The sequence below is a fragment of the Thioalkalivibrio sp. ALMg3 genome (assembly GCF_000381225.1).
Classification (GTDB): domain Bacteria; phylum Pseudomonadota; class Gammaproteobacteria; order Ectothiorhodospirales; family Ectothiorhodospiraceae; genus Thioalkalivibrio; species Thioalkalivibrio versutus.
Map to the genome: position 1 here is coordinate 144,664 of NZ_KB906220.1, position 12,984 is coordinate 157,647.

Annotated in this window: 14 protein-coding genes; 13 read left to right on the forward strand and 1 reads right to left on the reverse strand. The window is 64.7% G+C overall.

All coding sequences use genetic code 11. The features are described 5' to 3' along the window. Positions 1-49: 49 nt before the first annotated feature. The 13 genes from F622_RS0102810 (at position 50) to galU (ending at position 12,267) form a co-directional block, all read left to right on the forward strand. Entirely contained in the window at positions 50-1,213 is a 1,164-nt protein-coding gene (locus F622_RS0102810) for a 3-phosphoglycerate dehydrogenase family protein (RefSeq protein WP_018951433.1), read from the forward strand. A gap of 3 nt (positions 1,214-1,216) precedes the next feature. Then, a complete protein-coding gene (gene pheA / locus F622_RS0102815) occupies positions 1,217-2,332 on the forward strand; it encodes a prephenate dehydratase (RefSeq protein ID WP_018176813.1) in 1,116 nt (371 codons plus the stop codon). A gap of 17 nt (positions 2,333-2,349) precedes the next feature. Then, positions 2,350-3,507 (forward strand): histidinol-phosphate transaminase, encoded by a 1,158-nt coding sequence (hisC, locus tag F622_RS0102820; protein ID WP_019571277.1) that lies wholly within the window; start codon positions 2,350-2,352, stop codon positions 3,505-3,507. Next, positions 3,504-4,385 (forward strand): prephenate dehydrogenase/arogenate dehydrogenase family protein, encoded by an 882-nt coding sequence (locus F622_RS0102825; protein ID WP_019571278.1) that lies wholly within the window; start codon positions 3,504-3,506, stop codon positions 4,383-4,385. The genes hisC and F622_RS0102825 overlap by 4 nt, the downstream gene beginning before the upstream one ends. Before the next feature lie 6 nt (positions 4,386-4,391). Then, positions 4,392-5,696, forward strand: coding sequence for a 3-phosphoshikimate 1-carboxyvinyltransferase (gene aroA, locus F622_RS0102830; protein WP_019571279.1), 1,305 nt, complete (start codon positions 4,392-4,394; stop codon positions 5,694-5,696). Further along, positions 5,693-6,400: a (d)CMP kinase gene (gene cmk / locus F622_RS0102835; RefSeq protein WP_018937600.1), complete on the forward strand. Its 708-nt coding sequence runs from the start codon at positions 5,693-5,695 to the stop codon at positions 6,398-6,400. Before aroA ends, cmk begins: the two co-directional genes overlap by 4 nt. 85 nt (positions 6,401-6,485) lie before the next feature. Further along, a complete protein-coding gene (gene rpsA, locus F622_RS0102840; protein WP_018650149.1) occupies positions 6,486-8,156 on the forward strand; it encodes a 30S ribosomal protein S1 in 1,671 nt (556 codons plus the stop codon). A 93-nt stretch (positions 8,157-8,249) separates the two neighbouring features. Continuing rightward, positions 8,250-8,546, forward strand: coding sequence for an integration host factor subunit beta (locus F622_RS13640; RefSeq protein WP_018145704.1), 297 nt, complete (start codon positions 8,250-8,252; stop codon positions 8,544-8,546). A gap of 9 nt (positions 8,547-8,555) precedes the next feature. Beyond that, positions 8,556-8,873 carry a lipopolysaccharide assembly protein LapA domain-containing protein gene (locus tag F622_RS0102850; protein WP_018145703.1) on the forward strand — a complete coding sequence of 106 codons (318 nt, stop codon included), beginning with the start codon at positions 8,556-8,558 and terminating at the stop codon, positions 8,871-8,873. A 69-nt stretch (positions 8,874-8,942) separates the two neighbouring features. Beyond that, positions 8,943-10,175, forward strand: a complete 1,233-nt coding sequence (locus F622_RS0102855) for a tetratricopeptide repeat protein (protein WP_018169759.1) — start codon at positions 8,943-8,945, stop codon at positions 10,173-10,175. After that, the gene (gene pyrF / locus F622_RS0102860; RefSeq protein ID WP_018169760.1) at positions 10,172-10,891 is read left to right on the forward strand and encodes an orotidine-5'-phosphate decarboxylase; all 720 of its coding nucleotides are present in this window, start codon (positions 10,172-10,174) and stop codon (positions 10,889-10,891) included. Before F622_RS0102855 ends, pyrF begins: the two co-directional genes overlap by 4 nt. 99 nt (positions 10,892-10,990) lie before the next feature. Beyond that, entirely contained in the window at positions 10,991-11,275 is a 285-nt protein-coding gene (locus F622_RS0102865) for a helix-hairpin-helix domain-containing protein (RefSeq protein ID WP_018650148.1), read from the forward strand. Positions 11,276-11,388: 113 nt separating this feature from the next. Then, positions 11,389-12,267: a UTP--glucose-1-phosphate uridylyltransferase GalU gene (galU, locus tag F622_RS0102870; RefSeq protein WP_018169761.1), complete on the forward strand. Its 879-nt coding sequence runs from the start codon at positions 11,389-11,391 to the stop codon at positions 12,265-12,267. Positions 12,268-12,294: 27 nt separating this feature from the next. On the opposite strand, the gene F622_RS0102875 is transcribed toward galU, so the two are convergent. Next, positions 12,295-12,981: a rhomboid family intramembrane serine protease gene (locus tag F622_RS0102875; protein WP_018145698.1), complete on the reverse strand. Its 687-nt coding sequence runs from the start codon at positions 12,979-12,981 to the stop codon at positions 12,295-12,297. Between the last annotated feature and the right edge of the window lie 3 nt (positions 12,982-12,984).

Genomic DNA, 12,984 nt, shown 5'->3' on the forward strand with positions numbered 1-12,984 from the left:
CCTGTCGAATCGTGGTCGCCGGGCGTAACTACCGGGCCAGGAGGTCGTGATGTACCGAATTCAGACCTACAACAACATCGCCGTGCGTGGGCTGGACCGCTTCCCGCGCGACCACTACGAGGTCGCGTCGGACATCAACCAGCCAGACGCATTGATGCTGCGGTCGTTCGACCTGCATTCGGTCGATATCCCGGATTCCGTCCTGGCCGTCGGGCGCGCCGGTAGCGGGGTGAACAACATCCCGGTGGAGGCGCTGTCCGAGCGCGGGGTGGCGGTGTTCAATGCCCCGGGCGCCAATGCCAACGCCGTGAAGGAATTGGTGATTGCCGGTCTGCTGTTGGCCGCGCGCAATCTGTTGCCGGCGGCAGGCTACGTGCAGGGGCTGGACCCCACCAAGGAGGACTTCATGTCCTCGGTGGAGCACGGCAAGAAGAAGTTCACCGGCTTTGAACTGCCCGGCCGGCGCCTGGCTGTGCTCGGCCTGGGTGCGATCGGTGTTGGCGTGGCCAATGCCGCGCGGGCGCTCGGCATGGAGGTGGTGGGCTTCGACCCCAAGGTGACGGTCGAGAACGCATGGCGTCTGGACTCCGGCATCGAGCGCGCGCGCTCGGTGGAAGCCGCGATGGAGGGGGCCGATGCGGTCACCGTGCATGTGCCACTGACCGAGAACACCGCCAACCTGGTCAACGCGAAGAACCTGAGCGGGATGAATCCCGGGGCGATGGTGCTGAACCTGGCGCGCGAGGGCATCGTGGACGACGCCGCTGTGCACGAGGGGCTGGACGCCGAACGCCTGCACGCCTACATCACCGATTTCCCGGTGCAGGCCATGATGGGGCACCCGCGGGTGATCACCCTGCCGCATCTGGGGGCCTCGACGACCGAGTCAGAGGAGAATTGTGCGGTGATGATCGCGGATCAGCTGCGTGATTATCTGGAAAACGGCAACGTGGTCAATTCGGTGAATCTCCCGACCCTGGTGCTGGATCGCAAGGGAGACACCCGGATCGCCGTCGTCAATCGCAACCTGCCGGACCGGGTCGGGCGCATCTCGCATACCCTGGGTGAGTCCAACATCAACATCCTGCACTTGATGAACGACTCCCGCGGTGACATTGCGTACACCCTGCTGGATGTGGATGGCCAGCCGGACCAGGCGACCCTGGATGCACTGCATGAGATCGACGGCGTGCTGCGGGCGCGGGTGCTGTAGATCGTGGCCGGGGACCCGCATTCGTCGCAGCCCGCCGACGGCCAGGAAGATCTGGCTGCCCTGCGGGCGCGCATCGACGCGCTGGATGCCGAGCTGCTCGAGCGGCTGAGCGAGCGTGCCCGCTGTGCCGAGGCCGTGGCCCGGGTGAAGCGCAGCCAGGAGAGCAATCCGGTGTTCTATCGTCCGGAGCGTGAAGCCGAGATCCTGCGCCGGGTGCGTGAGCAGAACCCCGGCCCGCTATCCGGCGAAGCGATCACCCGGCTGTTCCGCGAAATCATGTCCGAATGCCTGGCTCTGGAGCATCCGCTCCATGTGGCCTATCTGGGACCGGTGGGCACCTTTACGCATCTGGCGGCGCGCAAGCATTTCGGCCATGCGGTCGAGACCCAGCCGCTGGCCTCTATCGATGCCGTGTTCGACGCCGTGGAGACCGGTCGCGCGCAGTTCGGCGTGGTGCCCATCGAGAACAGCTCCGAGGGGGTGGTAACCCACACGGTCGACTGCTTCATGGATTCTTCGCTGCAGATCTGCGGTGAGGTCGTGACTCCGATTCACCACCATCTGCTGACGCACGCCGAAGATCTCGGTCAGGTCCGGCGCGTGCTGGCCCACGCCCAGGCGCTGGCGCAATGCCGCCAGTGGCTGGACGCGGAGCTGCCGAACGCCGAACGCGAGGCGGTCTCCAGCAACGCCCGCGCAGCCGAGATTGCGGCGCAGGACCCGACCGTGGCGGCACTCGCCAGCCAGGCCGCGGCCGACCATTACCAGATCCCGGTGCGGGCGCCGCACGTGGAAGATCGCGCCGACAACACCACACGTTTCCTGATTATCGGTTCCGGCACCACGGAACCCAGTGGCGCGGATCGCACCTCGGTGATGCTGACGACCGCCAATCGTCCGGGATCGCTGTATTCGCTGCTCAAGCCGATTGCGGAGTCGGGTATCAGCCTGACCCGTATCGAATCGCGCCCGTCGCGCTGCACGCCGTGGAACTACGTGTTCTTTCTCGACCTGGTCGGCCACCAGCAGGATCCGCTGATCCGCGAATGTCTGGAGCAGCTGCGCGCAAGCGCCGATACCGTCAAGGTGCTGGGGAGCTATCCCCAGGCCGCCACCTGAATCCCCGAGGTTTCCGCATGGCATCCAATCCTTCCGTATCCGCTACGGCCGGCCCGGCGTTTGATCCGGTGACTCTGGCGGTTGCTGGCGTCCAGGGGCTTAGCCCCTACCAGCCGGGCAAGCCCGTGGCCACGCTGGAACGCGAACTGGGGATTACCCAGGCAGTCAAGCTGGCGTCCAACGAGAATCCGCTGGGCCCGTCGCCCCTTGCGGTGGAAGCCGGGCGCGTGGCGCTGGCCGATGCGCATGTCTATCCCGACGGCAATGGCTTCGAGCTGAAGGCACGTCTGGCCGAACGCCATGGCGTGACCCCGGAGCAGATTACCCTCGGCAATGGCTCCAACGAGGTGCTGGAGTTGGTTGCACGGACCTGGCTGGCGCCGGGGCGTGCTGCCGTGTTTTCTGCCCACGCGTTTGCGGTCTATCCGCTGGTGACTCAGGCGGTGGATGCCGTGGCCCGAGTGGCCCCGGCGCTGCCCGCCGACCATCCGGAACAGCCCTTCGGGCACGATCTTGACGCGATGCAGGCGCGGGTGGATGGCGATGTGCGGGTCGTGTTCGTGGCCAACCCGAACAACCCGACTGGCACCTGGCTGGATGCGGCGACGCTCGAAGCCTTCGTGGCCGCGATGCCGGTCACGACCGTGGTCGTTATCGACGAGGCCTATTTCGAATATGTCGAGGAGGCCGAGTATCCGGACACCACGCAATGGCTGGATCGCTATCCGAACCTGATCGTCACCCGGACTTTCTCCAAGATCCAGGGCCTGGCCGGACTGCGCCTCGGCTATGCGGTTAGCTCGCCGGCCATCGCGGACCTGCTGAATCGAGTGCGCCAGCCGTTCAATGTGAATGCGATTGCCCAGGCGGCCGGCCTGGCCGCGCTGGACGACCACGAGCATGTGGAAAAGTCGGTGGCCATCAATCGGGAGGGGGTTCGCCAGGTGAGCGCCGCCCTGCGCGAGCTGGGCTTGCGTGTGATTCCGTCGGTGGGCAATTTCGTGACCTTCGATACCGGCCGCGACCCGGGCCCGGTATATGACGCCATGCTGCGCGACGGCGTGATTACGCGCCCGGTAGAGAATTACGGTCTCCCCGGGCATCTGCGCGTCACGGTCTCGACCCGTGCGGACAATGACCGCTTTCTCGCGGCCCTGAAAAAGGCCCTGGCGTGATCGAACGGCTGGTCATCTTCGGCGTTGGGTTGATCGGCGGTTCGCTGGCCCTGGCCCTGCGCGAGGCGGGGGCCGTGCGCGAGATCGTGGGTTGTTCGCGCAATGCAGACAACCTGCGCGAGGCGCAGCGCCTGGGCGTGATCGATCGCTGGACCACCGATGTCGCCGAGGCCGCCGAGGGCGCGGACCTGGGCGTGCTCGCCGTCCCGTTGGGGGCGATGGAGCCACTGGCGCGCGACCTGGCTGCGGCGTGGCCCGAAGACAGCCCGCTGACCGATGTGGGCAGCAGCAAGCAGGCCGTAATCGATGCGGTGGGTACCGGCTTCGGCAAGGTCCCGCGCGCGTTTGTCCCCGGCCATCCGATTGCGGGGACCGAGAAGAGCGGGGTGGGGGCGGCCTTTGCCACCCTGTTCCGTGAGCGCCTGGTAATCCTGACACCGGTCGATGCCACGAATGCGCTTGCGACCGACCGAGTGGCCGCGATGTGGCAGGCCGCCGGGGCGCGGGTCGAGTACATGACTCCGGCGCACCACGACCGGGTGCTGGCCGCGACCAGTCATTTGCCCCATGTGCTGGCCTTCACACTGGTGTCGTCGCTTGCGAACATGAGCGAGCGCGACGAGATCTTTCATTACGCCGCCGGGGGCTTTCGCGATTTCACGCGCATCGCCTCCAGCGATCCGGTGGTCTGGCGGGATATCTGCCTCGCCAATCGCGCCGCCATCCTCGAGGTGATCGGGCAGTACCAGGCCGATCTGGAGGGTTTGCGCAGCGCCATCGAACACGGCGATGCCGCGACTATCGAACAGAGCTTTGAACACGCCAAGGAAACCCGCGATCGCCTTTGCGACCCCGCGGACGCACAACTGGATACCTGAAAATCGATGAATACCTTTACCGTACAGCCCGGAGGGCAGCTTTCGGGCCGCGCCCGCGTGCCGGGCGACAAGTCGATCTCCCACCGGGCGATCATGCTGGGTGCGCTGGCCGAGGGCGAGACGCGTGTGACCGGATTCCTCGAGGGGGCCGATTGTATTGCGACACTGGAGGCGTTTCGTGCGATGGGCGTGGCGATCGAACGTACCGGTCCAGGCGATGTACGCATTCAGGGTGCCGGCGTGCACGGGCTCAAGGCCCCGGCAGCGGCGCTGGACATGGGCAACTCGGGGACCGCGATGCGGTTGCTGTGCGGCGTACTGGCCGGCCAGGCGTTTGACAGCGAGCTGGTCGGTGATCGCTCCCTGAGCGGGCGCCCGATGCGCCGAGTCACCGACCCACTCGCGCACATGGGTGCGCACATCGATACCAGCGCGACCGGGACGCCACCGTTGCGGGTACATGGCGGGGCCCCGTTGCGGGGTACGGACCATGTATTGAAAGTCGCCAGTGCCCAGGTGAAGTCGGCCCTGTTGTTGGCCGGTGTTTGGGCGGATGGCAGGACCTGCGTGACCGAGCCGGCGCCCACCCGCGATCACACCGAGCGGATGCTGGCCGGATTCGGTTATCACGTGGAGCGCGACGGACCCCGTGCCTGTGTAGAGGGCGGCGGTCGCCTGGTCGCAAGCCCGGTGGATGTGCCAGCGGATATCTCGTCGGCGGCATTTTTTCTGGTCGGTGCCTCGATTGCCACCGGCTCGCGCATGCGCCTGGAACATGTGGGGATCAACCCGACGCGCACCGGCGTGATCGACATCCTGCGTCTGATGGGCGCCGAGATCCGCGTCCTCGATGAGCGCGAGGCAGGTGGCGAGCCCGTGGCCGATCTCGAGGTCGAGGCGGCCACTCTGAAGGGGATCCAGATCCCCGAGCACCTGGTGCCACTGGCAATCGATGAATTCCCGGCCATCTTCGTCGCCGCGGCCTGTGCCGAGGGCGAGACGGTCCTGACCGGCGCGGAGGAGCTGCGGGTCAAGGAAAGTGATCGTATCCAGGTGATGGCCGATGGTCTGGCCGCGCTGGGCGTAGACTGCGCAGTGCAGCCGGATGGCATTCGCATCCAGGGCGGTGACGGTTTCACTGGGGGCGAGGTCGACAGTCATGGCGATCACCGCATCGCCATGTCGTTCGCGATGGCCGGGCTGCGTGCCCGAGCGCCGATCCGCATCCGCGATTGCGCCAACGTGGGGACCTCTTTCCCCGGCTTCGTGGCGCTGGCGCGTGAGGCTGGACTGCAACTGGAGGCGGCATGAGTACGGCCATTCCGGTACTGACCATTGATGGCCCCGGCGGTGCAGGGAAGGGCACGGTCTGCATGCGCGTGGCGGCGGCGATGGGCTGGCATCTTCTGGATAGCGGAGCCCTCTATCGGCTGTTGGGGCTGGCTGCGCGGCAGCACGGCGTGGAACTGACCGACGAGGAGGCACTGGCCCGGCTGGCCGCGGGTCTGGATGTGGACTTCGAGGTCAATCGGGATGCCACGGCCGTGACCACGCTGCTGGAAGGTGCACCCGTGGACCAACTGCTGCGCACGGAGCAGACGGGCAGTGACGCCTCGCAGGTGGCTGCGATTCCGGCGGTGCGCGAGGCGCTGTTGGAGCGTCAGCGCGGTTTCGCGAAGGCCCCGGGGCTGGTCGCCGACGGGCGCGACATGGGCACGGTCGTGTTCCCCGAAGCGGACCTGAAGATCTTCCTGACGGCCTCGGCCGAGGAGCGGGCCAGGCGGCGATACATGCAGTTGAAGGAACAAGGACTTAGTGCTAATCTCTCCGCCCTTCAGGACGAGATGGAGGCCCGCGACCGGCGTGATCGCGAACGCAGCGTGGCCCCCCTCAAGCCCGCCGAAGATGCCTGGGAAGTGGATACCACGGACCTGGACATCGTCGGCGTGGTCGACATGATCCTGGAACGCCTCCGGGACGTACTCCCGGAACAAAGCCCCCGCCCCGCGGAATAAGCCGTCGGAAGCGGGATCATAAACGTCTAGAACTGGTTGCAGGAAGTATCTGCAAGCATTTGTTAAACCACAGGTTCACAAATCCATGAGTGAAAGTTTCGCGCAACTGCTCGAAGAGAGCATGGCCTACACCCAGATGCAGCCGGGTGCCATCCTCAGTGCCACCGTCATTGAGGTCACCCCGGAAGTCGTCGTGGTGAACGCCGGCCTGAAGTCCGAGGGGGTCATTCCCACCGAGCAGTTCATGAACGAAGAGGGTGAGCTCGAGGTCAAGGTCGGCGATGTCGTCGAAGTGGCCCTCGAAACCCCGGAAGACGGTTTCGGCGAGACGCGTATGTCGCGCGAGAAGGCCAAGCGAGCCAAGGCCTGGGACCGTCTCGAAGGTGCGATGGAAGAAGAGCAGTACGTCACCGGCAAGATCTCCGGCAAGGTCAAGGGTGGCTACACCGTCGAGCTGGGCGATATCCGGGCGTTCCTGCCGGGTTCACTCGTGGATGTCCGTCCGGTGCGTGATACCGCGTATCTGGAAGGCAAAGAGCTGGAATTCAAGCTCATCAAGCTGGATCGCCGTCGCAACAACGTGGTGGTGTCGCGTCGCGCCGTGGTCGAGCAGGAATACAGCGCCGAGCGCGAAGAGCTGCTGAAGAACCTGCAGGAAGGCGCGCAGGTCAAGGGCATCGTCAAGAACCTGACCGACTATGGTGCGTTCCTGGATCTGGGCGGCATCGACGGCCTGCTGCACATCACCGATATGGCCTGGAAGCGCGTCAAGCATCCGTCCGACGTGGTCGAGATCGGCCAGGAAGTCGAGGTCAAGGTCCTGAAGTTCGACCGCGAGCGCATGCGTGTGTCGCTGGGCCTGAAGCAGCTGGGCGAGGATCCGTGGGAAAACATCACCCGTCGTTACCCGACCGGCACCCGGATCTTCGGCAAGGTCACCAACATCACTGATTACGGCTGCTTCGTGGAGATCGAAGACGGCGTGGAAGGTCTGGTGCACGTGTCCGAGATGGACTGGACCAACAAGAACGTCAACCCGGGCAAGATGGTTGCCATCGGTGACGAGGTCGAGGTAATGATCCTGGACCTGGACGAAGAGCGCCGCCGCATCTCCTTGGGCATGAAGCAGTGCCAGTCCAACCCGTGGGATGACTTCGCCGCCAACCACAACCGGGGCGAGAAGGTCAGTGGCCAGATCAAGTCGATCACCGATTTCGGTGTGTTTGTTGGCCTGGAAGGCGGCATCGACGGCCTGATCCACCTCTCCGACCTGTCCTGGCACGAGGCCGGCGAAGAGGCGATCCGCAACTTCAAGAAGGGTGACGAGGTCGAGGCCGTGGTCCTGTCCGTGGATCCCGAGCGCGAGCGCATCTCCCTGGGTCTGAAGCAGCTGGACCGCGATCCGTTCGCCAACTTCGTGGCCGAGCACAGCAAGGGCAGCATCGTGTCCGGTACCGTGAAGGAAGTGGACGCCAAGGCCGCGGTGATCGAACTGGCCGACGGCATCGACGGCATCCTGCGTGCCGCCGACATCTCCCAGGATCGTGTGGAGGATGCCAGCACCGTGCTGAAGGTCGGCGAAACCGTCGAAGCCCGATTCATGGGCGTTGACAAGAAGACCCGCGCCATCAGCCTGTCGATCAAGGCCAAGGATCGTGCCGAGGAAGCCGAGATGGTCTCCGATTACGGCAGCAATGCCGGTACCGGTACTACCCTGGGCGATCTGCTCAAGGAGCAGATGGACAAGAACGACTAAGTCCGTTCTGCAGCGGCCCACGGTGCCGGAAGGTGCCGTGGGCCATTTTGTTCCGGGAAACCGGGTTTCCTTCCTGTCTGTGACGAGTGCCAGATGACCAAATCGGAATTGATCGAGAACCTCGCCCGGAAATCGCCACATTTGCCTGCCAGGGATGTCGAGATGTCGGTCAAGGCATTACTCGAACGGATGAGTCATGCGCTGGCCAATGGACAGCGGGTAGAGATTCGGGGCTTCGGCAGTTTTTCCCTCCATTTCCGGCCCCCAAGGCTGGGACGCAACCCCAAGACCGGTGAAGGTGTTGCCTTGCCCGGTAAGCATGTCCCCCATTTCAAGCCCGGCAAGGAATTGCGCGAACGGGTAAACGGCTCCATCGACGGAAACGACTAGGGACCGTCCGTGGACGACCGACGTCGACAGCAGATTCGCAATGCCGTGGCCTTTGCCGCGCTTATCGTGATTTCGTCCGCTGTTGGCATTCTTGTTGTATTGAACGAAGACCTGGTGACCCTTGCGTTACCCGGTGTGCAGATCGAGGCGCCGCTCGTGGTGTTCCTCGGGATTGCGGCCCTGTTCGGGGTCGTTTTGGCTTCGCTCGTACTCTGGCTGCGGCTGCGCCGGTTGCGTCAAAAGATTGCAGACCTGCGCGAACAGAACCATGCCCTCAAGGTCGAGGTCGAGCAGTTGCGTACCGCACCCATGCGGGATTTCTACTAGTCACGTGGCGCGCATGCGGCCACTGACGCCCCGCACGTTCCTTTTCTCATCCGGGAACCATTCTCGCTCATGATCGACGACTGGTTCTGGTTGCTGCTACCTATTGCGGCTGCGAGTGGCTGGTGGCTCGCGCGTTACGGCGTGCCGGAAGACCGTGAGGAACGGGAGCCGTCACTGGATCGCTACCTGGAAGGTGTGCGCCACCTCCTCGACGACCGCACGGATGATGCCCTTCAGGCCTTCATCGAAATGGTGGAAGTCGATCACGAAACCTTCGAGACCCATGTAATCCTGGGCCGGCTCTTCCGGCGTCGGGGCGAGGTCGATCGCGCCATCCGTATCCATCAGAACCTGGTCGCGCGGCCCACGCTGCCCGCGGCGCAGCGGGCGCAGGCCCTGTGCGAACTGGGCGAGGATTTTCTCCTGGCCGGCGTATTGGATCGGGCGGAGGCGGTGTTTCGCGAATTGGCGGATTCGCCGCATCAGGCGGTCGCCGCACTGGAAGGCCTGCGTCAGGTCTACGAGACCCAGCGGGAATGGGAGCGTGCGATCGAGGTGGGCGACCGGCTGAAGGAACATGGGGTCGCGCACGAGCATCAGAGGATCGCGCATTATCATTGCGAACTGGCCCAGATCGCGCTGGACAAGGGTGACTGGGAAAGCGCCAGGGCGCGCGCGGAGCAGGCCGAGGGCCTGGTGCCGGGGCTTTCGCGGGCATTGCTGATCCAGTCGGAGATCGCGGCACGCAAGGGCGAGATCCGCGAGGCGATCGGATTCGGACGCGATGCGGTGGCGCGTACCCCGCAGCTGGCGCCCTTGCTGGTACCGCGTATCGAGCGGTTGCATCAGGAGCTGCCTGGGGAGAATCGTCTAGGTCAGCTGGAGGAGCTCCTCGACGATCTTGCGCGCAACCGTGGGATCACGATGGCGCGCATCGCCCTGATGCGTCTTTATCGACGCACTGGCCGACTGGATGCCGCGCTGATGGAGCTGGGTTCGATCCTGGCACAGCGCCCGGTGCCGACCTCGGGATTGCTGGAGGCGGTGCGCTGGATGAAGATTCTCCCGGCGGTCCAGCAATACAGCACGGAGTTTGCAGCATTCGAGAAGGCCCTGGCGGACCAGCTCGGGAGCCAGCATCTGTACCAGTGCGTGAACTGTGGCTATCAAGGGCGTGCGCATGTGTGGCAGTGCCCAAGCTGTCGTCGCTGGGATACGCTGCGCGGTCTCGACTTCGACATTGACCAGACGACGGAGGCCGCCGAGGAGGCGCTAATCCGCGAAGGGAGTCCCCGTTCATGAATCCGATTCCGGAACCTGCAACGCGCCTGATTGTGGCGCTCGATTTTTCCGAAGCCGAAGCCGCACTGGCGTTCGCCCGAAAGCTTGATCCAGCCCAGTGCGCGCTGAAGGTCGGGTTTGAGCTGTTCGTGGTCGCCGGGCCCGAACTGTTGCACCGTCTGCACGGCCTGGGTTTTCGCGTCTTTCTGGATCTGAAGTTCCACGACATCCCGAATACGGTGGCGGCGGCTTGTCGGGCCGCGGCGCGGACCGGTGTCTGGTTGATTAACGTACATGCCAGCGGCGGTGTGGAGATGATGCGCGCCGCGCACGCGGCGGTGCGCGAGACGAATGACACGACGGCACTTCTGGCCGTAACGGTGCTGACCTCCAGTGACGCCGGTACCTTGCGTGAGATCGGCGTGAATCGCGAACCGGCCGAGCAGGTGCGTCTGCTGGGCGAACTGGCGGTGCGCAAGGCGGGCTTGGAAGGGCTGGTCTGTTCGGCGCAGGAGGCCGCCATGCTGCGCCGCCTGCTCGGCGAGGATCCGTTGCTGGTAACGCCCGGAATTCGGCTGGAGGACGCGGGCGGGGACGATCAGAAGCGGGTGATGACCCCCGAGCGGGCGATCTCGGCCGGGGCCAGCGCCATCGTGGTCGGCCGGCCGATCACGCGTGCCGCGGACCCGAGCATGGCCATGGAGGCCTTCATCACACGATTGGGGAAGAGGGAATGACGGCGTGGATTGGAGGGGTTTTCGCAGGGCATCAATCCCGCTAGGATGCCGTTGGTGCATGGATGCACCGATCGTTCAATGAAGATAAGGAGCGTTTTCATGAAGAAGCTTTTTCAATGCGCGAAGTGCTGGGCCCTGGCGGGCCTTTGCGTCCTGCCGTTGGTGATGGTTACGGCCTCGGGAGGCCAGCCGCTCAACGTGAATGGCGCATCCGCCGAAGAGCTGGCCGCGCTGCTGGACAACGTCGGTCCGGTGAAGGCCCAGGCGATCGTGGAGCACCGCGAGGTACACGGTGAGTTCGCTTCGGTGCAGGCACTGACCGAGGTCTCCGGAATTGGTGAACGCACCGTGGAGATGAATCTCGACCGCATCGTCGTCGAGTAACGTTGTAGCGTAGTGGGTGGCAGCGCGTGCTGCCACCCGGTTCCAGCCCCTGGTCAATGGGTCCGTGAGGACGCGTGGGCCAGGGGTTCGTTATTGAGCGCCCAGGAGATGGAATGAGCCAGAATCACCCACCGATCCGTACCGCCGTGTTCCCGGTTGCCGGCATGGGTACGCGCTTTCTGCCGGCCACCAAGGCGAATCCGAAGGAGATGCTGCCGATCGTGGACAAGCCGCTGATCCAGTACGCAGCGGAGGAAGCGGTGGAAGCGGGGATCGAGACCCTGGTGTTCGTGACCGGGCGCAACAAGCGCTCCATTCCGGACCACTTCGACAAGGCTTACGAGCTGGAACATGAGCTGGAGGAGCGCGGCAAGACAGAGCTCCTGGAGCAGGTGCGCAATATCGTTCCGCCGAACGTGACCTGCGTCTATGTGCGCCAGTCCGATGCGCTGGGTCTCGGCCACGCGGTGGCCTGCGCCCATCCGATTGTGCGTAACGAACCCTTTGCCGTGATCCTGGCGGACGACCTGATCGAGTCAAGTAATGGCGGGGCAACGCGGCAGATGGTCGAGCAATACGCCGAGCACGGGTGCAGCGTGCTCGGGGTGGAAGAAGTGCCGGGTGACCGCACACATCAGTACGGGATCATCGATCCAGTGAAGACCGGCCCGCGCAGCTGGGATGTGAAGGGGATCGTCGAGAAGCCCGATCCGGACCAGGCCCCGTCGAACGTGGCGGTGGTGGGGCGTTACATCCTGACCCCGAGAATATTCGAGATGCTGGCCACACAAAAGCCAGGGGCCGGCGGCGAGATCCAGCTGACCGATGCCATCGCGCGGTTGCTGGAGCTGGAGCGGGTAACGGCCTTCAACTTCGAGGGGCGCCGCTTCGATTGCGGTTCCAAGCTGGGCTATCTGGAGGCGACCGTGGAGCTCGCTCTGAACCACCCGGAGCTGAAAGACGACTTCGCCGAGTATCTTCGCAACCGCTAGGGAGACGCCGAGCCTCTGCGGGTCCTGTCACCACCAGAAACGGCGCTGACGCGGCCGGATCGGCAGGCGCCCGCGCCAGTACTGGATCAGCAGGAAGCCGAAGGCCATCCCGCCCAGATGAGCGAAATGGGCGATGCCGGCGAGCGTGCCGGAGATCCCCAGGTACAGCTCCAGCGCACCGTAGCCGATCACGAAATACTTGGCCTTGATCGGGATGGGCAGGAAGATCAGGAACAGGCGCTGGTTGGGGAACATCATCCCGAACGCGAGCAGAACCCCGAATACCCCGCCCGAGGCCCCGATGGTCGGGTAGATCATGTCACCGTTGCCGTGGGCAGTGATGACCAGCTGCACCAGCCCGGCGCCGATCACGCACACCAGAAAGTAGGTCCCGAAGGTGCGTGAACCCCACGCGTTCTCGATCTGCACGCCCAGCATCCATACGGCGAACAGGTTTACGAACAAATGGACTGGACCGCCGTGCAGAAAGCCGTAACTGACCAGCTGCCAGAGCTGGAAGTCGGGCACCCGCATCCAGCTGCCGTCCTGATGGACGGTGGCCGGCGTGCCGATGGGCCAGAGCCCGAAATGGGTGATCAACCAGTCACCCAGCCACGGCATGGTGAGGAACAGGCCCACGTTGGCGATCAGCAGGAAGCCGATCACCGGCGGCATCATGCTGAAGTCGGGGTGGCGGGGGTCCGGGTGCGTCATCGG

Coding starts and splice junctions, on each gene's coding strand:
- F622_RS0102810 (WP_018951433.1), top strand. CDS start 50: ATGTACCGAATTCAGACCTACAACAACATCGCCGTGCGTGGGCTGGAC.
- hisC (WP_019571277.1), top strand. CDS start 2,350: ATGGCATCCAATCCTTCCGTATCCGCTACGGCCGGCCCGGCGTTTGAT.
- aroA (WP_019571279.1), top strand. CDS start 4,392: ATGAATACCTTTACCGTACAGCCCGGAGGGCAGCTTTCGGGCCGCGCC.
- cmk (WP_018937600.1), top strand. CDS start 5,693: ATGAGTACGGCCATTCCGGTACTGACCATTGATGGCCCCGGCGGTGCA.
- rpsA (WP_018650149.1), top strand. CDS start 6,486: ATGAGTGAAAGTTTCGCGCAACTGCTCGAAGAGAGCATGGCCTACACC.
- F622_RS13640 (WP_018145704.1), top strand. CDS start 8,250: ATGACCAAATCGGAATTGATCGAGAACCTCGCCCGGAAATCGCCACAT.
- F622_RS0102855 (WP_018169759.1), top strand. CDS start 8,943: ATGATCGACGACTGGTTCTGGTTGCTGCTACCTATTGCGGCTGCGAGT.
- pyrF (WP_018169760.1), top strand. CDS start 10,172: ATGAATCCGATTCCGGAACCTGCAACGCGCCTGATTGTGGCGCTCGAT.
- F622_RS0102865 (WP_018650148.1), top strand. CDS start 10,991: ATGAAGAAGCTTTTTCAATGCGCGAAGTGCTGGGCCCTGGCGGGCCTT.
- galU (WP_018169761.1), top strand. CDS start 11,389: ATGAGCCAGAATCACCCACCGATCCGTACCGCCGTGTTCCCGGTTGCC.
- F622_RS0102875 (WP_018145698.1), bottom strand. CDS start 12,981: ATGACGCACCCGGACCCCCGCCACCCCGACTTCAGCATGATGCCGCCG.